Consider the following 19,680-nt stretch of genomic DNA (forward strand, 5'->3'; position numbering starts at 1 on the left):
CCTCAGCGCCGCCGGTGAGGGGTGTTCTATGGCGAGCGGCGGGGAGTCGCAACCCCTTTTTTGAAGTTTTGGTGACTTTTTGACCTCGGAGATGCAAAATCTATAATAATCAGAGGCTTAGCCAGGATCTTTTTGTGATTTCAGGCCCCGTTTCCAAGCATTTCAGGGTTCGGAAAAGGTGAGTTTGGAACTCGTGTTGTGAAGCGTTACCAGATGTTGGGTCCTGAAGGCTGGAACACACAAGCGGAGCGGCGAAAAACGAGTCGAATCCAAACCGCAACCTCCGCTCCAAACCTGCCGACTCGCCGCGGCGTCCGTACAAACCGGCGAAAAGACCCTGCCAGATGCCGCAGTCGAGGGCGGCCGCCAAAGGGACGGTGAGTATGCCAAGGCCCGCACGCCATGGCCTCCCACGGCAAGCACGCGATTCGATCACCTGTGCGGGACGCCCGGCCGCCGGCGCGGTCTCCCTGGCTCTGCTCAACAAGCGCAGAGGGCAGCGCTTGCGCGGGACGGCAGCTCTGCATTCCCGCTCTCATATATCTTACAGGCGGGACGCTGCCGCCCGTGCTGCGCGCCTGAGGCCTCGCGGCCCTCAGCGGCTGTGCCCCGGGCAGTGAGGCTCCAGGGCACAGCCGCCGCTGCAAACCTCAGAAATCATCCCAGCCCCGGGCGGCCGGCAGCGCCCCTGCCGCACAGTGCAAGGCTGCCGCGGCCGCCGGGCTCTGAAGCTCCTCGACCGCTGCAGCCCGGGCCGGCGCCGGGGCCGGAACCGGGGCCGGGCTGGCTGCGGCCCTGAACTTGGTGACCTCCTGCGACAGCTGGCTGGCATCGGACGACAACAGGCGGCTGGCAGCAGACGCCTGCTCCACCATCGCGGCATTCTGCTGGGTCACCTGGTCCAGCTGTGAAACACCCAGATTGATTTCGCTCAGCGAGGTCGCCTGCTCCTTGGCCCCCGCCGCAATGCTGCTGATATGGTCGGAAATCGTGCCGACGCTTTGAATGATCTGCTGCAGCTCCTGGCCGGTTCTGCCAACCAGCTCCACACCGCTGGCCACCTGCTGCTTGCTCTGGCCGATCAGCTGCTTGATCTCTCCGGCGGCCCCTGCCGAGCGCTGCGCCAGCGCCCGCACTTCCGAGGCGACAACCGCAAAGCCGCGGCCCGCTTCGCCGGCCCGGGCGGCCTCCACCCCGGCATTCAACGCCAGCAGGTTGGTCTGAAAGGCGATGTCGTCGATCATCCCGATGATCTTGGCGATTTCCTCGGACGAACTCTCGATCTGCGACATCGCCGCCACCGCGTCCGTCACCACCCGGCCGCTGCGCTCTGCCGCGGTCTTGGCGTCGCTGACGATGGACTCCACCTTTTCCGCGCCCTCTGCCGAGGAATGCACCGTGCCGGTCAGCTCCTCGATGGCGGCGGCGGTTTGTTCCAGGGTCGCCGCCTGGCTTTCGGTGCGCTGGGACAGATCGGCGGCCGATTTGGAAATCTCCTCTGCGGTGCGCTCCACCGCACCGGACACCTGCGTCACCGCCCCGATGGCGGTCTCCAGCTGTTCGGCCGACTGATTGAACGCCTCGCCCAGTGCCGCTATGTCCGCTTGCTCCGACAGTGTGACCCGGACCCCCAGATCCCCCTGGCTCATCGCCTCCAGCCCACGGGCGATTTCCTGCAGGCCGAGGCGCCGCTCCGTCACGTCTGTGGCCACTTTGACCACGCGCTCGACGGTGCCGCCCTCGCCGCTGACTGGCGCATAGGTGGCCTGGATCCAAAGTGTGGTGCCCTCCTTGGTCACGCGCGGGAACTGCCCGGTGAAGACCTGGCCCGACGCCAGGCCCGCCCAGAAGTCCTTATACTCTGTGCTGGCGGCAAGCTCCGGCGCCACGAACATGGAATGATGCCGGCCTGTGATCTCGTCCAGCTGGTAGCCGAGCGCGGCCAGGAAATTGCCGTTTGCCGTCAGAACTGTGCCATCGGGCGTGAAATGAACCGTGGCTTGGGTGGCGTCGACCATGTCTGCAATGATCCTGGCGCCATTATCGTGCTCTGCCGGCTGTGCTGCCTTGAATTTGAAAAACAAAATACTTCTCCGCGCATTTCTGAGTCTCTGGGCTCACGTCCGGAGTAGCTTGATTCGACCAGAAATTTCTTAACACCGGCCAGCGTCCCGCGCGGCAAGCCGCAGGCGAGGGCGCCGCGGCGTCCGGCCGCTTAACAGTATGACAACTTTTAGTTGCAAGAATATTGAGAGGCGTCCCAAAGGCTGTAAAGTGAGCTTGGAACTGGTCAGGCGGCCTTGTCGCGCCCACCGCGGGGCGTGCCGCGATGCGCTGCGTATTGGCCGCAGGCCCCGCGCCCGGAAACAAGGGGAGCGACGGACATGACACTTGCCAGACACTTCGAATCTGAACAGCCCCCGCTGTGGCGCAGTCACGCCGGGTCCCGGGCGCATCTCGCCGCAGCCGTTCTGGTCGGGGCGGGCTTTCTATTCGACTTCCTGACACCGCTCGGGGTCGCCGCCGGCCTGATTTACACCGCCGCGGTCCTGTGCTCCGTTTGGGCCGACAAACCGGCCGCGGCCTGCATCTATGCCGCGGCCGGCACTGCGCTGACGGGTCTTGGATACCTGCTGCTTCCGATTTCCGGGGTTGATCAGTGGATTGTGCTGGCCAACCGGATCCTGACGGTGATCGCCCTGTGGGCCTTCGCTTTTGTTGTTTACCGGCAGAAATCTTTTCAGGCCTCGCTTGAGCAGAAGCAGAATGAGCTGACGGCCATCCAGGACAACAGCATTGCAGGTCTGATCAACATCGACCCGCAGGGCACGATCCTAAGCTACAACCGGACCTGCAGCAGAATGTTCGGCTATTCCGCCGGGGAGGTGATCGGCCAGAATATCAGGCTCCTGCTCCCTGACTCTGCCGGTTCCGGCGAGGATCCCGGCGGCGGCGCGTTATTCAGCGGCCGCCCTACGCAGTTCACCGGTGTCCGCCGGGAGGTTCAGGGGCGGCGCAAGAACGGCGAGGTCTTTCCGATCGAACTGTCCGTCAGCGAAGTCCGGGTTGGCCGCATCCACCTGTTCAGCGGCATTCTCCGCGACCTCTCTGCAGAAAAAAAGGCCGAGGCGGAGCGGGAGCGTTTCACCAAGGAACTGGCCCGGTCAAACCGGGACCTTGACGATTTTGCCTATGTCGCCTCCCACGATCTGCGGGCACCGCTTCGGGTGATCGGCAACGCCTCAACCTGGCTGGAGGAGGATCTGGCAGACGTGCTGGATGAGGACAGCCGCGAAAACCTGGGGCTGCTGCGCTCGCGCGTGGCACGGATGGAACGGCTGCTTGACGATCTGCTCGAATACTCGCGGGCCGGGCGCAAGACCGACAGCAGGTATCAGCAAACCATGCCAGGCACTGAGCTGATGCGGGAGGTTCTGATGCTGATCGACAAGCCCGAGGGCTTCACCATCACCATCGCCCCCGGCTTCGGCAGCATCCGGCTGCCCAATATGCCGCTGAAGCAGATCTTCGCGAACCTGGTTTCCAACGCGATCAAGCACAATGACCAGGGCACAGGCGCGGTGGACATCAGCGTGGAGGATGCCGGGGACCACTACATCTTTTCAGTGGCCGATAACGGCCCCGGGATAGACCCTGAATACCACGATCAGATTTTCAAGATGTTCCAGACCCTGAAGTCGCGCGACGAGGTCGAGGGCAGCGGCATCGGCCTGTCGATCGTCAAGAAACATCTGGAACGCGCCGGCGGCACGATCTCGGTCCGGTCATCGCCCGGGGACGGCTGCGCCTTCCGCTTCACCTGGCCCAAGCAGCAGGAGGTTGAGCAGGAACGTGATTAAAATGACACCCCGCGGCAGCGGCGCCGCCCCCCACGGGGACCTGAGGATTCTTCTGGTCGAAGATGACATCGGCGATGCCAAAGCCGTCCTGCGGGCCTTCCGCAAAGTCCGCATCAGCAACGCGATCACCCGGGCGGCCGACGGCATCGAAGCTCTGGACATCCTGCGGGGGACGGGCGGAAAGGAGCGGATCCAGCCGCCGTTTGTGCTGCTCGCAGACATCAATATGCCGCGGATGAACGGCATCGACCTTGTCCGGGAACTGCGCAAAGACCCTGAACTCAGCGGCACGGCGGTATTCTTCCTGACCACCTCCCGCCACGACCAGGACATTGATGCGGCCTACGGCTTGAATGCCGCGGGCTATATCGTAAAGGAGACAGCCGGGCGCGATTTTCTGCAACTCGTTGAGATGGTCGGCCGTTATTGGCGGATCGTCGAATTCCCCGCAGCGGCAACCTGATCCCCGGCCGCTTCCCTGCCCCCAGCACGTCCTGTCCCGGCTGAGTCCCAAGAGATGTCCCGCCCCGCGCCTGCGATCCGCCGCCGGGGCGGATCCAGAGATCCCGGCAGGTATTTCCAGCAACAAAACACCGGGGGCCGGCCGCAGACAGCCCCCCCTGCCCTGTTGGGCCAAGCGGACACCGCGCATCCGCCCCGCACCGGCGCAGTGTCCAGCACTGCATCTTCACCCGACGGCCAGGGCAGCAGCCCGTGGCGCGGCGCTGCCTGCTGCGGTCACATCCCGATCTGCAGCAATCTCCAGCGGCGGTCCAGGAGGCGCTTTTCCGCCCCGCTGCGGGCAGGCAGAAGATAAAGCCTGCCGCGAGCGTCCAGCGGAAGCGCGGCCGCAGGGCTGTCAAAGCCCGGTTCGCCGGCGCCCGCCTTGGGAAACGACACGCTGCTGATGGCATTGGTGAACCGCGCCGCCGCCGCCATCATCTCAGGCGCCAGCATGAAATCCATCAGCTGATCCGACGCCTCAAGATCGCCGGCATCGCTTGGGATGACAAACAGGTCGGCCCACAAATTGGTGCCCTCCCGGGGCATCGCATAATGATAGCGGTCGGTCCCCTGCTCCAGCAGCGGTGCCAGCCCGTCTGTGCTCCAGGTGACGGCCAGACAGACCTCGCCGCCCAGCAGGGCATCATACTGATCCACATCGAACGCCCGGACATAGGGCGCAATGGCGGACAGAACGCCAAAGGCCGCCTCAATGTCCCGCTCTGACCGCGATTGCGGATCCAGGCCAAGATAGGAGAGCGCGGCCGCCACGACCTCCTCCACGGAATCGACAATCGTGATGCCGCAGTCCGCAAGCTTGCTGGCGTTGGCGGGGTCGAACACCAGCGCCCAGCTGTCAAGCGGCGCATCCGGCAGCCGCTCCAGCACGGCGCTGCGGTCATAGGCGATACCGGTGGTGCCCCAGAGATACGGCAGCGTATAGCCCTCCGCCTGCGGCGTGGCGTCCAGGTACAGCTGCATCAGTTGCTGGTCGATGGCCGCCGCGTTTGGAATGCCCGACTGGCCGATCTGCCGGATCGCGCCCGCCTCCACCAGACGGCCGACGGTTTCCGAGGACACCACCGCCAGGTCGTATCCGGTGCCGCGGGCAAGCAGCCGCGCCTCGGCCTCATCAGCCTCGCCGTAAGTGTCGAGCACCAGCCTTTTGCCGGTTGCTTCCTGGAACCTCCCGGCGGTGTCCGGGGCAATGTAGCCGCTCCAGTTATAGAGCAGAACCCGGCCGGGGTCGGCGGCAGCCGGACCGGCCATCGCAGACACCGCGGACAGGGCGGCGGCAATTATTTTCAGGCGCATTTTGTGCTTCCTTCCGCTGCGGCGGCCGTTTCCGGTGCGCCGGCCTCTTCCGGCCACAGCCGGGTCAGGGCGGCGGCCAGTGCCGCTTTGGTGACCGGCTTCGCCAGATAGTCGTCCATGCCCGCCGCCAGGCCTTCGGCACGCTGCTCGCTCATCGCGTTGGCTGACAAACCGATGACCGGCACCGGCGGCAGGCCCAGCTCCCGCTCCCTGGTCCGGATCGCCCGGGTGGCGTCAAGCCCGTCCATTTCCGGCATCCGCACATCCATCAGCACCAGATCCGGGTCCCAGCTGCGCGCCAGCCCGACAGCCTCCACACCGTCGCCTGCCGTCATCACGGTGCACCCCAAACGCTCCAGCATCTTGCCCGCGATCATCTGGTTGACCCGGTTGTCGTCGGCAACGAGAATCTTTTTGCTGAACACGGCACCAACCGGCCCGGGCTGCGGCACTTCGGCCGGGGGCGGCACGTCTTTCACCGGAAACTCCACGGTGAACTCCGATCCCACGCCTTCGGTGCTTTGCAGCGCAATCGTGCCGCCGATCGCACCGGTGAGGTTTTTGACAATGGCAAGCCCCAGCCCCGTCCCGCCAAACCGCGTGGTGGTGGTGGCATCGGCCTGCGCGAATTGCTCGAAAATCCGTTCCTGGGCTTCCGGCGGCACCCCGATCCCGGTGTCCTTGACGGCTATCCGGATCACCCGGGTGCCGTCCTGCCCAGACGGCAGTTCCTGCAGCACGACCCCGACCGCGCCGTTGCCGGTGAACTTCAGCGCGTTGCTGACGAGGTTCACGACGATCTGGCGCACCGCGGTGCCGTATCCCAGCACGTGCCAATTGCTGACCCCGGCGCTCTCCTGCAAGGTCAGATCGATGTTCGCGCTCTGGGCGCGTGCCGAAAACAGGTCAATCACCTCCAGGCACAGCCCACGGACGTTGAACGCCTCGGCCTCCATCTCCAGCTTGCCGGCCTCTGCCTTGGACAGGTCCAGGACGTCATTGATGATACTCAGCAGGGAGTTCCCGCTGACGATCATCATCCGGATCATATGGCGCTGCTTGTCATCAAGCGCGGTGTCGTTCAGCAGCTCCGCCAAGCCCAGCACACCGTTCAGCGGGGTCCGGATTTCGTGACTCATCGTCGCCAGAAACACGGATTTGGCCTCCGACGCGGCCTCCGCCTTGCGCCGGCTTGCCTCGATCTCCGACTGCGCGCTGATGATGAACCGCTCCATCGGCAAGTGCACGAACCGGGCGGCGACAAAAACCCCGATGCCCCCGATCAGAACCGCCGCCAGCGCATAGGTCAGCTGCCGTTCCGCCGCAATCCGGCCGGTCCGCGCCTCGGCCTCCTTGACCTCCATCAGCACCGGCAGCAGCCGCCTGGACAAATTCGCGGCCAGGGCCGCAGCCTTTGCATCACCTTCGGCCTGCCGGTTTCCTGCAGGCTCAGTCAGATGCGCGGCCAGGAACAGAATGTCCTTCAGCTCGGATACCGGGTTCAGCGCCGGCTGGGACAGGATCTGCTGCGCCTGCGGTGAAAAGGCCGCCAGCGCACCAGGGGCGGTCAATCCGGCAAGCGAGTCCGCTGCGGGCCGCGCGCTCCGCCGGATGCGCCCGCGCGCAATCAGCGCCTTCTGGCTGCCGGGATCGTCCTTCACGGCATCAAACGCCAGGGCCAGCTCAGCCAGAGAGACCAGGATCTGGTCCAGCACGATGGTGTTCTCCGCCCGCCGGGCGACACTGTTGTGCCCGGTCAGGGTGACGCAAAAGGCGGCCACTGCGGCTGCCAGTAAAATCGCCAGGGCGATTCCGCTGCGCAGCCTGAGGTATCTTCGCGTGACACGCTGCTTTGTCATTGAGTGTCCGTGTTATTGTGTTCCGGCAAGGCCCTGCGTCCGTTCCGGCAGACTAGGGCTGACCGCTGCATCCTGGAAAGCGAATGTTGAGAATAATTTAAAAAAACCGAAACGGTGACTTTCGCCCGCCACCGCATTCCCCTTGCCTGCAAAGCGGATGCGCCTTCCCGGCCCCGCGCCTGCTGCGGCTTCTGTTGAAAAAGTGAAATTCCGCCCGGCGCAGCAGGCGGACATGATGTGATCCCCAGAACCATCCTCAAAGCTTGTTAGAGTTTTCCGCGGAGACCGAAAACGGCAGATGCACGCGAAAGGCAAAGCATGCCAATTGAAGCCTTGAGGATTCTGACCGGTGCAACACGCCGGTCAGGCCCGCTTCAGCACGGCGGATGCGTGGGCAGTTCCGGTGCAGGGCGAACAGCGCGATAAGGCCCAAATTTCCATGAGTGATACCCGCAGGAGCTTGCATCCCCCTATGGTTTGGCGGTTGCCTTGCCGTTTATTCCGCCTCACACAATCACTTACACAACATAGTTGCATGGGTCAGTTTTCTGGCATAGTTCTGAAACATTCGGTACAGAATGGTTGAGCGCATCATGAGGCCAAGAGAATTTGATGAAGGTGCGGTGGTTGACGCTGTCATGCGCACATTCTGGCGCAATGGCTATGCCGCAACCTCGATGAATGATCTGGTGGAAGCAACCGGCCTGTCCCGCAGCACCATATACAATTCCTTTGGCGGCAAAAAAACGCTTTTTGCGCTTGCTCTCAAAGAATACCGGCGGGTGACCACCGGGACTGTCGCGAAGATCTCCCGCTCCGCTGATGTGCGCGGCAGCCTCCGGGCATTGCTGATCTCCATCGTGGACGACGAGTTGAGCGACCACGAAGGCTTTGGCTGCTTTGCTGCCAACAGCAGCCTGGAGATTTCCGGCCGGGATCCGGAACTCAGCGCGCTGGTCGCACAGCATTTCCAGCGGCTGGAGAGCGGATTGCTGCGCCTCCTGAGGCACGGCCAAAAGACCGGCGAAATTTCGCCTGATCAGGACTGCCAAATACTGTCCAGGTATTTTGTTGCTGTAATTCAAGGTATTAGGGTCATCAGCAAAGGGCTTCCGGCAGCCTCCCGCCAGCCCTATCTGCACAGTATCGTCGAAGCCTCCATCGCCACGGTGTAACAGTAATGCGAAGTTCTCCTTTTGGTTGTTGACGGTTATGGAATGAATATTCCATAACCGCCTCCAGATACCGGCCGCCCAAGCGGGTCCCCCCCTCCGCGGCCGCTTGGACCCAGAGAACAGAGGCTCAACATGACAACTGACGCAATTTCGCCGCCGCCCCGCCCCGCCCTGCGCGTGGCCGTTCTGGGAGCCGGGCTGATGGGGGCACCGATGGCCCGCAACATCGCGGCGGCCGGCTGCCAGGTCAGTGTATGGAACCGGACCCCTGACAAAGCGTCTTCTTTGGCGGCACCGAATATCACTCCGGCTGCGGATCCGGCCGGGGCAGCCCTCCACGCCGATGTCATTGTGACCATGCTGAAAGACGCCAGTGCCATCGCAGAAGTCATGTCGGCGCTGCCCGACGCGGACAGCGTGCCCGCGGCACCCGTCTGCTGGCTGCAAATGAGCACGGTCGGGCCCGCCGACATGCCCGGTCTGGAGACGCTGGCGGCCCGCAAGGGGCTCACCTTGATCGACGCGCCCGTGCTTGGCACCCGCCAACCCGCAGAGGCGGGCCAGCTTCTGGTGCTGGCGGCCGGTCCGGACAGCACCAAGGAAGCCGTCCAGCCGGTGCTGGATGCGGTCGGCAAAGCCACCCGCTGGCTGGACACCGCCCCCGGTATGGCGACGCGGCTGAAACTGGCGTTGAACAGCTGGGTTTTCGCTCTGACCCATGGAGCGGCAGAGAGCCTGGCGCTGGCCCGCGGCCTGGGGCTGGCCCCGGAACTGGTGGCGGACACTCTGCGCGGCGGGCCGCTGGATACGCCCTTCTTTCAGATCAAAGCCCAGGCCATGGCATCGGGAAATTTCACTCCCGCTTTCACCATCGACAATGCGGTCAAGGACAGTGCCCTGATCGTCGGCGCGGCGCAGGAGGCCGGTGTGAGGGCGGACTTGGCCGAGGCCGGCCTGACCCGCTACCGGCGGGTGCAGGCCCAAGGCCATGGCGGCGCAGATATGGCCGCCACCTATCTTGCCTCGCAGTAGAACCGCACCCCAGACCATCAATCTAAACCATTTTATTTACAGGAAAAATTCATGAGTAACTTTCTGGGAAAACGGCTGCGCGTCGGTGTTGCCATTCCATCGACCAACACGTCCGCTCAGCCGGAGATGGAGGCCATGCGCCCCGTTGGCGTCACAAACCACATCGGCAGGATGATCATCGACGATGACTCTCTGACCCATGAGGCGGGCTTCAACCGGGTCATTGAAAACATCCGCAGCTCCACACCGGACGCCATCCGCAGCCTGCGCCATTGCGGTGTTGGGGCGGTCATTGCCGCGGTGTCGCCAGATGGCTATTGGGAAGGCCACGCTGCGCATGAGGCTCTGCATGGCCGGCTTGCGGAAGCAGCAGGGGGCGCAAAGATCATTATGAGCGCTGATGCCATCCTGGCCGCGCTGAAGGCGCTTGGCGGCATCCGGCGGATCGGCCTCATTTCGCCCTATCTGGAACTGGGCGATGAGCCGGTTTCGCGGTTCTTCACCGACAGCGGGATAGACGTTGCAGCCACGCATGGTCTTGGCGGGCGGACGCCGTCAAACATCTCCGACGTTACCCTGGAAAACCTGCGTGATGCGGTGCTGGACGTTGACGGGCCGAATGTGGACGCCATTGTCCAAGTGGGCACCAATGTTCCCATGGCTGATTTTGCCGCCGCCGCTGAAACCTGGATCGGAAAGCCGGTGCTGTCGAACAATGCCGTTCTTTACTGGCACGCCTTGCGCAGCTGCGGAGTGACCGACCCGATCCCCGGCCGCGGCCTTCTCTACGAAAACCACTGACCCACCCCGCAGCGGGCATGCCCGCTGCATAGCGACATGCTCACCGCCTGCGTTTTCGGCGATGAGCGGCAGCCAGTTTTGTAACGACCATTCCATTACCTGACAGGACATATTATGAGCACCCCTGACTCGCTCCTCTCCAAACCCGTTGCCGCCCGCCCGCAGCAGACAGATATCACCCGTGCGTTGCTGCGCACCGCGTCGGAACGCACCTCGCTGGTTGATATGCTGATGCTGCAGGTGCGCTGCCGCAGCGAAGAAATTGCGGTCTGCGACGATGCCAGCGCGCTGCGCTACAGCGATCTGGCCGAATACGCCGCCCGCCTGGCCGCCCGCCTGAAACGCGCAGGCGTCGGCGCCGGAAGCAGGGTAGGTCTTTTTGCGGACTCCTCCGCCGACATGATGGCCGGGCTCTGGGGAATTCTGTTCTCGGGCGGCGCCTACTTGCCGCTGGGCACTGATTACCCGGTGGACCGGCTCACCTACATGATCCGCGACGCTGGCGTCGATGTGATCGTCACCCAGGACAAGCTGCGCGGCCGCCTGGCCGAAATGATCCTGCCAGGGGTCACCGTGATCACTCTGGATGCCCTGGATGCGGTCCCCAGCGGAGAAGACAGCGACTGCCTGTGCGGCCCCGCGATGCTGGAAGACGATCTGGCCTATATGATCTACACCTCCGGCACCACCGGCGCCCCCAAGGGCGTCGGCATTTCCCACGCTGCGATTCTGAACCAGCTGACCTGGCTGCAGACCGAACAGAAGCTGCGGGTGGGTGAGGTCATCCTGCAAAAAACCCCGGTCAGCTTTGACGCTGCGCAATGGGAGCTGCTGGCAGTCTGCTGCGGCGTTCGCGTGGTGATGGGCCGCCCCGGCGTGTACCGTGACCCGGAAGCTCTGATCGAGCAGGTCAAACAGCACGGGGTCACCATGCTGCAAGGGGTGCCGACCTTGCTGCAGGCGCTGGTTGACCTGCCGGCTTTCGAAAACTGCACCACCCTCACCAGCCTGTTCAGCGGCGGCGAGGCCTTGACCCGAAAACTCGCCACCCGGATTTTTGAAGCCCGCCCCGGTTGCCGGCTGGTAAACCTCTACGGCCCGACCGAGTGCACGATCAATGCCACCGCCCAGACCGTGGATCCGGCAGGGCTGGAAACCGGCCCGGAGATGATCCCGATCGGCCAGCCGGCCGCTAACACCAGCTGTTGGGTACTGGATGAAAACCTGCAGCCGGTTGCCGACGGCGTATCGGGCGAGCTGTATATTGGCGGCCGCCAGCTGGCCAATGGCTACCACAACCGTGACGAACTGACGGCCGAGCGCTTCATCACCTGGATCAGCCCGGCTGGCGGCATGCCGCTGCGGCTTTACAAAACCGGCGACCTGGTGCGCCGCAATCCGGATGGCGGGCTGCAGTTCCAGGGCCGCGCCGACAACCAGGTCAAATTCCGCGGCTACCGGATTGAACTGGATGAAATCCGCCTGGCCATCGAGAACCACGACTGGGTCAAGGCAGCGGGCGTGTTCATCAAGCCCCATGCCCGCACCGGCCAGCCGGTGCTTGCTGCAGGCATTGAACTGAACCCGCGCGAAGCACCGCTGATGGATCAGGGCAATGCCGGCGCCCACCACCACAGCAAGAAAAGCCGCCTGCAGGTGCGGGCCCAGCTGTCTGGCGCCGGTTTGCGCAGTGCGGCCGAAACCGAAGGGCGCAAAACCTATGCGCTGGCAGGCAAAGAAGCGGATGCTGCTCAGCGGCAGCTGGCTTTTGCCCGCAAGACCTACCGTTTCTACGAAGGCGGAGAGGTCTCGGCCGAGGATGTCCTTTCGGTGCTGGCGCAACAGGAGCAGCCCGCCTCCGGCACCGGGGGGCTTGAGCGGCTCAGCGCGCAGGATCTGGGATATCTGCTCCGCTGGCTTGGCCAGTTCACCAGCGCGGAACGGCTGCTGCCGAAACACGCCTATGCCTCTCCCGGCGCGCTCAATGCAACGCAAGTCTATGTGGAGCTGGCCAATGTGGCAGGGTTTGAACCCGGCTACTACTACTATCACCCGGCCCGGCACGAACTGGTTCTGACCGCGCCGCGCCCGGCTTCGGCCGCTCCCGTGATGCAGCTGCATTTCGTGGGCAAGTTCCCGGCCATCGAACCGGTCTACAAAAACAACATCCGTGAAGTGCTGGAGTTTGAGACCGGCCATATCCTGGGCCTGATGGATCATATCCTGCCGGCCCATGGCCTGGGTATCGGGGCCGGCACGGATGCTCCGGATGCGCTGCCCCATCTGCACTGCGGCCCGGGCCACGTCTATATCGCCGGCTATGCGGTCACTGCACATGCAGACCGGCAGACCGGAATGCCGGTGGATTTCTACGTCCAGGCCCATGGCAGCAAAGTCTCCGGGCTGGCGCCGGGCCATTATGCCTATCGTGATGGCGGGCTGCAGCCGTTCTCGCGCCACATCATGGAGCAGCGCCATGTGATCGCGATCAACCAGCGCGTCTACCAGCGCGCCAGCGGCATGATCTCGATGGTCAGCCGGGACGCAGAGCGCTGGCACGCCTATATCGACCTGGGCCGCAGCCTGCAGCGGGTGCAGCAGAACAGCTGCCGGATCGGCACCATGTCCTCTGGCTACAGTTCCAAGTCCGGCAACGACCTCGTCGCGGCCACCCGTCTCAAGGAGATCCTGAACGAGCACGGGCTTGCCTCCGGTGCCTGCTACAGCGCGGTCTTCGGCAAAGTCAGCGCCGAGCAGATGGCGCATGAAGGCATGCATGAGGACAGCGTGCACATGGAAGGCCCGGCTGAACTGATCCGCCGCGACCTGCAGTCACTGCTGCCCGACTACATGGTGCCCAGCAAACTGGCGCTGGTGCCGTCGATGCCCTACAGCGCGTCGGGCAAGGTGGATGTGAATACCCTCAAGGCGTTCCCCGAGTTCGACGATGCCGCTGCCGAGCGTGAGATCATCAAACCCCGCAACGATACGGAAACCACTCTGGCAGCGATCTGGTGCGCGCAAATCGGGCTTGAGGACGTCTCGGTACAGGATGATTTCTTTGAAATCGGCGGCGACTCTCTGAAGGCCGTCAAACTGGTGCAGGGCATCAACCGCGCCTTTGATACCAGCCTGCCGGTGCAGGTGCTGTTCGAGGACACCACCATCGAAGCGCTGGCCCGCCGCCTGACGGACGGCGGCGCGGGCTCCGGCCTGTCGCGCGCAGTGCCGCTGAAGAAGGGCGCCGGCAGACCGGTGTTCTGCTGGCCCGGGCTTGGCGGGTATCCGATGAACCTGCGCCACCTCGCGCGGGCGCTCGATACGCCCCGTCCCGTCATCGGCGTGCAGGCCTCCGGCGTGAACCCCGGCGAGCAGGTCTGCGGCTCGATCCAGGACATGGCAGCGCGCGATGCCGAGCTGATCCGGGAGGCGCAGCCGGAAGGCCCCTACACGCTTTGGGGATACTCCTTCGGCGCACGGGTGGCCTATGAGACCGCCTATCAGCTGGAGCAGGCAGGCTGCGAGGTGGCCGAGCTGACCCTGATCGCGCCAGGCTCCCCTGAGCTGCCCGGCGGCGATCCGGTGCGCGCGGAGGAGGCTGTGCTGTTCCGCGATGCGTCCTTCCTGACCATCCTCTATTCGGTGTTTTCCCAGACCATTGCACCGGAGCGGGTGGCCCCGGTGATTGAGACGGTCTCGGATCTGGACGGCTTCGTGGCCTATATCGCCGCCGAGAAGCCGGATCTCGACCCGGGCATGATCACGCGCATCACCCGGCTGGTGGCACAGACCTATGCGCCCGAATACGGGCTGCAGATCGAGCAGCGCCAGGTGGCCGCGCCGGTGCGCCTGTTCAAGGCGGCGGGCGACAACCTCTCCTTCCTGGAGGAAGCCACCCGCACGCTCGCCGTGCCGGCACCGGTCCACGCGCTGGCTGCCGACCACTACGAACTGCTCAAACCCGGCGGCGTGTCCGAGCTGGCCGCCGCCATCCGCCGCCACGTTCCGGCATGGCAGCCGGCCCGGCCTGAAACCCGCAACCTGCAAGAGGCCTGATCCCATGCCCCACGTCATCATAAAGCATTTTGCCGCCACCCTGACGGCGGAACAGCAGGCAACCCTCTGCGAAGCCATCACCCAGTCGGTCACTCAGACCTTTGGCTGCTCGCCGCACGCGGTATCCATCGCATTGCGTCCCGTGGCGCCCGAGGACTGGCACAGCAGCGTCTTTGTTCCAGACATCCAAACCCATCCGCAAGAATTGATCAAATCACCGGATTATTCGGCGGCTTAACCCCCGCGCACCTCCTCTTGAAAGGGCATTCCATGACCACACGCATAGCCAAAGCGTCACCAGCGTTACTGCTGTTCGCAATATTCCTGATCTCCCTGAACCTGCGTCCTGCAGTTGCTGCCATCGGCCCGCTGGTGTCGCAAATCCTGGGCGATACCGGTGTCAACTCCACTATCATCGGCTTCCTGACCATGATCCCGGTGTTTCTGATGGGCATTGGCGCCATCTACGTGCGCCAGCTGCGCGCGGCATTGGGGGAGCGCGGCGGCATCACGCTGGGCGCGCTGATCATCGCCCTCGCCTGCGCTGCCCGCCTGTGGCTGCCGACGGGTGCCGGCCTTCTTGTCACCGCCGCCGGGGCCGGGATCGGCATTGCCATTGTGCAATCGCTGATGCCGGGCTTCGCCAAGCGCAACTTCGGCGCGGCAACCGGCCGGGTGATCGGCCTCTACTCCACCGGGATCGTGGCCGGCGCCTCCATCGCGGCGGGCACAGCTGCAGGGCTTGCCTCTTCGCTGGACTGGGAAGGCACGCTGGCGGCCTGGAGCCTGCCTGCGGTCCTTGCAGTGCTGATCTGGGTCATCGCCGCGCGCAACGCCGACAGCGAGCGCACCGCGCCTGCCCCGGCGGCGGGCACCACGCCGCCGCAGTTCTGGCGCAATGCGCGCTGCTGGTCGCTGATGCTGTTTTTCGGCGTCGGCACCGGGGCGTTCATGCTCGTCATGGCCTGGATTCCGCCGTTCTATCTGGAGCAGGGTCTTGATCAAGGCGCTGCGGGCCTGCTGCTGTCCGCATTGACGGTGATCGAAGCCGTCACCGCCCTGGGCGTTGCAGCCTTCATCCACCACTTCCCGGACCGCCGCGGCCCGCTGGTCTTTGCACTGATCATGACAGCCCTGGGGTTTGGCGTGCTCTACACCGCTCCGATTGACATGTCGTTCCTGGCAATGGCGCTGCTGGGTGTCGGCATCGGCATCCTGTTCCCGCTGTCGATCATCGTGGCCATCGACCACGTTGATGATCCCACCACCGCAGGCAACTTCACCTCTTTCGTGCAGGGCGGCGGCTATATCCTGGCAAGCTTTGTGCCCTTGTTTGCCGGCGCCGTCCGGGATGCGATGTCGGACCTCAGCAACGTCTGGCTGGGGATGGCGGCAGGCTCGCTTCTGATGATCTTCCTTGCTGTTCGCTACTCTCCTGAAAGCTACAAGCGCTTCTCCACCATGCTGCGCAGCGTTTCCCTGGACCGCGGACTGCGCCCGGCCAGCTGACACCCGTTCCTCCCCAAGCAGGCTCTGTCCTGCCGCGCTATCCCTGTTGAAAGACGGGGATAGCATCCGTTTTGCCAATGCTGAGGCAAAGCCGTCCGGCGCCGCAAGGCCCGCTGATGGAAACATCAGGGGCAAGCTCTCCCCCCTTTCTTCTGAAGCTGGCCTCCGGCGGCGGAAGGGGGCGCAGCCGTCCGTTTAGGCACCCGAAACACGGCACAGAAAAAAGACCCGGCCTTCCCAGCCGGGTCCAGTTCGTGACGCAGAACGCCACATCAGGAAGACTTCCAGGTGTTTTCGTCAGCCCGTGCTGCGCGGGCTGTTTCGAATGTTCGTCTTGTTCACCCTGTTCTGGACTGCCCAAAGCAGCCCAGCGGCAGCGGACAAAAGCACCGGGTACAACAGCGCTGCGTCCTGCTGTGCCAGCAGCACAGCGACAGACCCCACCGCGACTAACGCCACCAGTTTTTCAAACAGGCTTGACGTCAGCGTCATCAGGCTTCCAGCCGCGACCGCGAAGAGGATGATGAAATTCTGACCGGCCAAGGACAGCATGTCTTCAATCGCCAGGATGTTGAAAAGATCCAGGCTGAGCACGGCCAGCAGAACCGCCACGACCAGAAACACGGCCTTCAGCGGGCGCCCGGTTTCGTCTGCGGAAAGATCCAGCGGGACGACGTTTTCCCGGGAAAGCGACAACAGCATCCGCGAAACGGCCCAGATCGCCCCCATCAGGTTTGCCACGATGATGACAACGGCCAGAACCGACATCAAAATGCCGCCCCAGACGCCAAGGTGATGCTGCATGATAGACGAGAACGCAGCCTCGTAATTGCTCTCGATCGGTGTGAAATGAACGATCACGGCCATGCTGAAGTAGAGCACCATAGCGGCCAGGAACGACAGGCCCATCGCCAGCGGAAAGTCTCTCTTGGGGTTTCTGAACTCCTCGGACGTTCCTGCGGAGACTTCCCAGCCCGTGAAGGCAAAGAAGATCATCATGAACGGGACGCTCAGCTGGGAAAATCCGATGGTTGGACCACTCAAGGCGCGGGCTTCACGCATTTCAGCTGTAATACCGGACAGGCCAACCGCGACAATCAGCAGGAGCGAGAACAGGATTGCCGAGGCAACCATGGCCGAAATCCTTGACGCCGCCTCCGGTGAAGCAAGTTGCGTTCCGGTCGCGATCAGCAGCAGGGCGATTGCCAGAATTGCAGGATCCGCCGGAACCAGAACGGACAGATAATGGCCGCCGGTGAGTGCGATAGCGGGCAGGCCGAAGGAAACCGCGCCAAGGAAGATGAAGGAGCTGGCGATATAGGCATATCTGCCAAACGCCTTCTGCGCGAAGGAGGACACACCTCCCGCATCGGGAAATCTTGCCCCCATGATGATGAAGACAGACAGAAGCGGCAGAGCCACAAGGGCGCACAAGGCCCAAACCCAGATCGCGTTCTCTGCGGCCTGCTGGTAGGCAAGCCCCGGCAAACTCAGAAGCCCTGCGCCGATGACGATGTTGAGCATCAGGCCCGCCCCTTTCAGCGGGCCCAGCGTCTTTTTGAGATCCGTCATCTTGCGAAATCCACATTGGCAAAGGAAATCAGGTACTGCACATCCCCGAAACTTGCTTTCGAACCGTGCCTGACCCCTTTCGGAAGCTCGATCACATCCCCGGATTTGCAGACGGCTTCGCCGCCTTCCCAGTAAAACAAGAGCTGCCCGTTCAGCACGACAATGGTCTCGTCGGTATCGTGCTGGTGCCAGGAATGCTCCTTGCCGGACTGGTCGTTCTGAACTTCGACGCAGCCCTGTTCCGGCATGCAGCGTTCAACAAGCCCTCTGAAGTCCGACAGATCAGCAGCGGCTGAATGAACGACGACGGATTTTCCAGGTGATGAAATCATGCCACCTTCTCCTCTTCATTTTGGTTTTTCTTGGTAAAGCTGTGAAACGGGCAGGTGGCCGCACGGTTCTCGTCATCCAGAAAATACTGCGCGAACTCGCGGTTGTCGGGGTCGCCGTACAAGCCCAGATCCTGCGACGGATTGATCAGGTCGTATTGCAGAATGCGGGAACGGATTTTGGAGGTGGCTTTCTCGGCGGTCTCCCGTGTGTCCAGAATCCCGTTGAACACCCACCGCGGCTGGAACGTCAGCATGAAGCTCGAAAAGCGCCGCGACTGCCGGTTGACATGCGCGGGCGTGTTGCAGACCACAAAGATCTGTTCGCCGCCGAAACACCACTCCCATCCCGCGCTGTCGATCTGCGCCGGGATGGTCTCGGGCCACTCTGTGTCATCGGTCTGGTGGATACCATCCAGGGTTGACCAGAAGCGCGCGCGGTAGTGCTCAAGGCTCTGGATCGGACCCGGACGCGACAGCACGAGCAGGGAGGTGTTTTTCCCGAACGATTTGGCGTCTTTCAGATAGCACTTCAGCGCTGCAGACACTTCGCCAGGGTCCATATTTTCAGAAAAGGCAAACCGCAGCTGATCCGCTTCGAAACCGGCGACGCCAAAGGTGCAGGGGAAGAGCCGGGAGCGAGACCTGAAATTGGTCGCCAGCTCGTTAAAAATCTTTTTCTGCCAGGTCGTTGCATCGAATGCGCTGTCAATTTCAACCCGACTGTAGATAATCTTGGTGGTCATAGACTGTCTCTCATATCTTTGCTTGGGCCTCGCGCAGGGCGGATAATCTCTGGTAGTTCGAGGCTTGCCTGTGATATGAACGCCCAGACTGTTCCCAGATAGATGCATATTGGGAAAAGACGTTTCAGTTTGGGCTTAGGCACAGTCAATTGCGCAGAAACTGTATGACCTATGGATGGATTTCAGAGAAAAGTTATTCGCCTTCTGAGCGAAAACAGCCGGGCCTCAGTCTCTGACATTGCCTCAGAGCTCGGCGCGTCGCGCAAGAAGGTCAAAGAGACGATCGACCGCCTGGTCGACAAGAAGATCATCAAACGGTTCACGATTGAGCTTGCGGAGGACGCGGAATTCACCTCGCAACCTTTCAGAGCAGTCTTCAATATCCGCCTGGTCGCGCCAAACTGCAGGCAGCTGTTTGCCGACTTGCAGAAGCACGACGAGATCCTAGGCGCGTGGAGCATCTCATCCTCCGATATCGACATGATGGTGCTTGTGGAGGCCAAGGATGTGGAAGCTGTTGAGAACGTGCGCAACAGTGTTGCGAGGCACCCGCTGGTTCAAACAATGTACACAAATTCGATCCTGACAACGTGGCGCGATCCGCGATCCAATTCGCGGCGCGACGTCGAGGCGGACGTCTGACGAACCCCTCAACGGCCGCTGTCGAGCAGACCGGCAGAAGGTTTTGCGTTGCGGCTGACAGTGGCAGTACAATTTCCGGCCATAGGGCGGCGCAATACCCAGTCATTTCAGGTGCGGCCGGCGCCTTGGCCCATCAGGACCCACCGAAGGGCCATTTCAAGAGCTGTCTTTGCGCTGTTTTGCCCTGCTTTGCGCCAGGCGGCAGGCACGCTTAGCCTCGCCAGGCACGGTCTGCTTGCCACAGGGGGTGCAGGATAGCCCCTGACCTGCCCCCCGCGAAA

15 protein-coding genes are annotated in these 19,680 nt (G+C 63.1%); 9 read left to right on the forward strand and 6 right to left on the reverse strand.

Annotated elements, in window-relative coordinates; translation table 11 throughout:
* Positions 1 to 650: 650 nt before the first annotated feature.
* Positions 651 to 2,084, reverse strand: a complete 1,434-nt coding sequence (locus B2P87_RS10300) for a methyl-accepting chemotaxis protein (protein WP_141889533.1) — start codon at positions 2,082 to 2,084, stop codon at positions 651 to 653.
* Between the two features lie 300 nt (positions 2,085 to 2,384).
* Here B2P87_RS10300 and B2P87_RS10305 point away from each other — a divergent pair, with 300 nt between their 5' ends.
* Both B2P87_RS10305 and B2P87_RS10310 read left to right on the forward strand, forming a co-directional pair.
* The gene (locus tag B2P87_RS10305) at positions 2,385 to 3,860 is read left to right on the forward strand and encodes a sensor histidine kinase (RefSeq protein ID WP_244940771.1); all 1,476 of its coding nucleotides are present in this window, start codon (positions 2,385 to 2,387) and stop codon (positions 3,858 to 3,860) included.
* 1 nt (position 3,861) lies between these two features.
* Positions 3,862 to 4,323, forward strand: a complete 462-nt coding sequence (locus B2P87_RS10310) for a response regulator (RefSeq protein WP_058286402.1) — start codon at positions 3,862 to 3,864, stop codon at positions 4,321 to 4,323.
* Between the two features lie 275 nt (positions 4,324 to 4,598).
* Here the strand turns inward: B2P87_RS10310 and B2P87_RS10315 are convergent, their stop codons facing one another.
* Positions 4,599 to 5,678 (reverse strand): extracellular solute-binding protein, encoded by a 1,080-nt coding sequence (locus B2P87_RS10315; protein ID WP_141889532.1) that lies wholly within the window; start codon positions 5,676 to 5,678, stop codon positions 4,599 to 4,601.
* Positions 5,669 to 7,537, reverse strand: a complete 1,869-nt coding sequence (locus B2P87_RS10320; protein WP_141889531.1) for a response regulator — start codon at positions 7,535 to 7,537, stop codon at positions 5,669 to 5,671. The genes B2P87_RS10315 and B2P87_RS10320 overlap by 10 nt, the downstream gene beginning before the upstream one ends.
* A gap of 578 nt (positions 7,538 to 8,115) precedes the next feature.
* Here B2P87_RS10320 and B2P87_RS10325 point away from each other — a divergent pair.
* The 6 genes from B2P87_RS10325 to B2P87_RS10350 all read left to right on the forward strand — a co-directional run bounded on the left by B2P87_RS10325 (position 8,116) and on the right by B2P87_RS10350 (position 16,110).
* The gene (locus B2P87_RS10325) at positions 8,116 to 8,712 is read left to right on the forward strand and encodes a TetR/AcrR family transcriptional regulator (protein ID WP_141889530.1); all 597 of its coding nucleotides are present in this window, start codon (positions 8,116 to 8,118) and stop codon (positions 8,710 to 8,712) included.
* Positions 8,713 to 8,844: 132 nt separating this feature from the next.
* Positions 8,845 to 9,744: an NAD(P)-dependent oxidoreductase gene (locus B2P87_RS10330; RefSeq protein ID WP_141889529.1), complete on the forward strand. Its 900-nt coding sequence runs from the start codon at positions 8,845 to 8,847 to the stop codon at positions 9,742 to 9,744.
* A 51-nt stretch (positions 9,745 to 9,795) separates the two neighbouring features.
* Positions 9,796 to 10,545 (forward strand): maleate cis-trans isomerase family protein, encoded by a 750-nt coding sequence (locus B2P87_RS10335; protein WP_141889528.1) that lies wholly within the window; start codon positions 9,796 to 9,798, stop codon positions 10,543 to 10,545.
* A 114-nt stretch (positions 10,546 to 10,659) separates the two neighbouring features.
* The gene (locus tag B2P87_RS10340; protein ID WP_208764517.1) at positions 10,660 to 14,601 is read left to right on the forward strand and encodes an amino acid adenylation domain-containing protein; all 3,942 of its coding nucleotides are present in this window, start codon (positions 10,660 to 10,662) and stop codon (positions 14,599 to 14,601) included.
* Between the two features lie 4 nt (positions 14,602 to 14,605).
* Complete coding sequence (locus tag B2P87_RS10345) at positions 14,606 to 14,839, forward strand: tautomerase family protein (RefSeq protein ID WP_141889527.1); 234 nt, start codon at positions 14,606 to 14,608, stop codon at positions 14,837 to 14,839.
* A gap of 32 nt (positions 14,840 to 14,871) precedes the next feature.
* Complete coding sequence (locus B2P87_RS10350; RefSeq protein WP_141889526.1) at positions 14,872 to 16,110, forward strand: MFS transporter; 1,239 nt, start codon at positions 14,872 to 14,874, stop codon at positions 16,108 to 16,110.
* 297 nt (positions 16,111 to 16,407) lie between these two features.
* Here B2P87_RS10350 and B2P87_RS10355 read toward each other — a convergent pair whose 3' ends face one another.
* Genes B2P87_RS10355 through B2P87_RS10365 form a run of 3 tightly spaced genes read right to left on the reverse strand, consistent with a single transcriptional unit; the run spans position 16,408 to position 18,757 of the window.
* On the reverse strand, positions 16,408 to 17,682 hold the full coding sequence (locus B2P87_RS10355; RefSeq protein ID WP_141889525.1) for an APC family permease: 1,275 nt from the start codon (positions 17,680 to 17,682) through the stop codon (positions 16,408 to 16,410).
* On the reverse strand, positions 17,679 to 18,014 hold the full coding sequence (locus B2P87_RS10360) for a cupin domain-containing protein (RefSeq protein ID WP_141889524.1): 336 nt from the start codon (positions 18,012 to 18,014) through the stop codon (positions 17,679 to 17,681). Before B2P87_RS10360 ends, B2P87_RS10355 begins: the two co-directional genes overlap by 4 nt.
* Complete coding sequence (locus B2P87_RS10365; protein WP_141889523.1) at positions 18,011 to 18,757, reverse strand: YqcI/YcgG family protein; 747 nt, start codon at positions 18,755 to 18,757, stop codon at positions 18,011 to 18,013. Before B2P87_RS10365 ends, B2P87_RS10360 begins: the two co-directional genes overlap by 4 nt.
* A gap of 171 nt (positions 18,758 to 18,928) precedes the next feature.
* On the opposite strand from B2P87_RS10365, the gene B2P87_RS10370 reads away from it, so the two are divergent.
* Positions 18,929 to 19,399 carry an Lrp/AsnC family transcriptional regulator gene (locus B2P87_RS10370; RefSeq protein WP_141889522.1) on the forward strand — a complete coding sequence of 157 codons (471 nt, stop codon included), beginning with the start codon at positions 18,929 to 18,931 and terminating at the stop codon, positions 19,397 to 19,399.
* Positions 19,400 to 19,680 lie beyond the last annotated feature (281 nt).

The organism is Leisingera sp. UBA4491, from assembly GCF_002388965.1.
Classification (GTDB): Bacteria; Pseudomonadota; Alphaproteobacteria; order Rhodobacterales; family Rhodobacteraceae; genus Leisingera; species Leisingera aquaemixtae.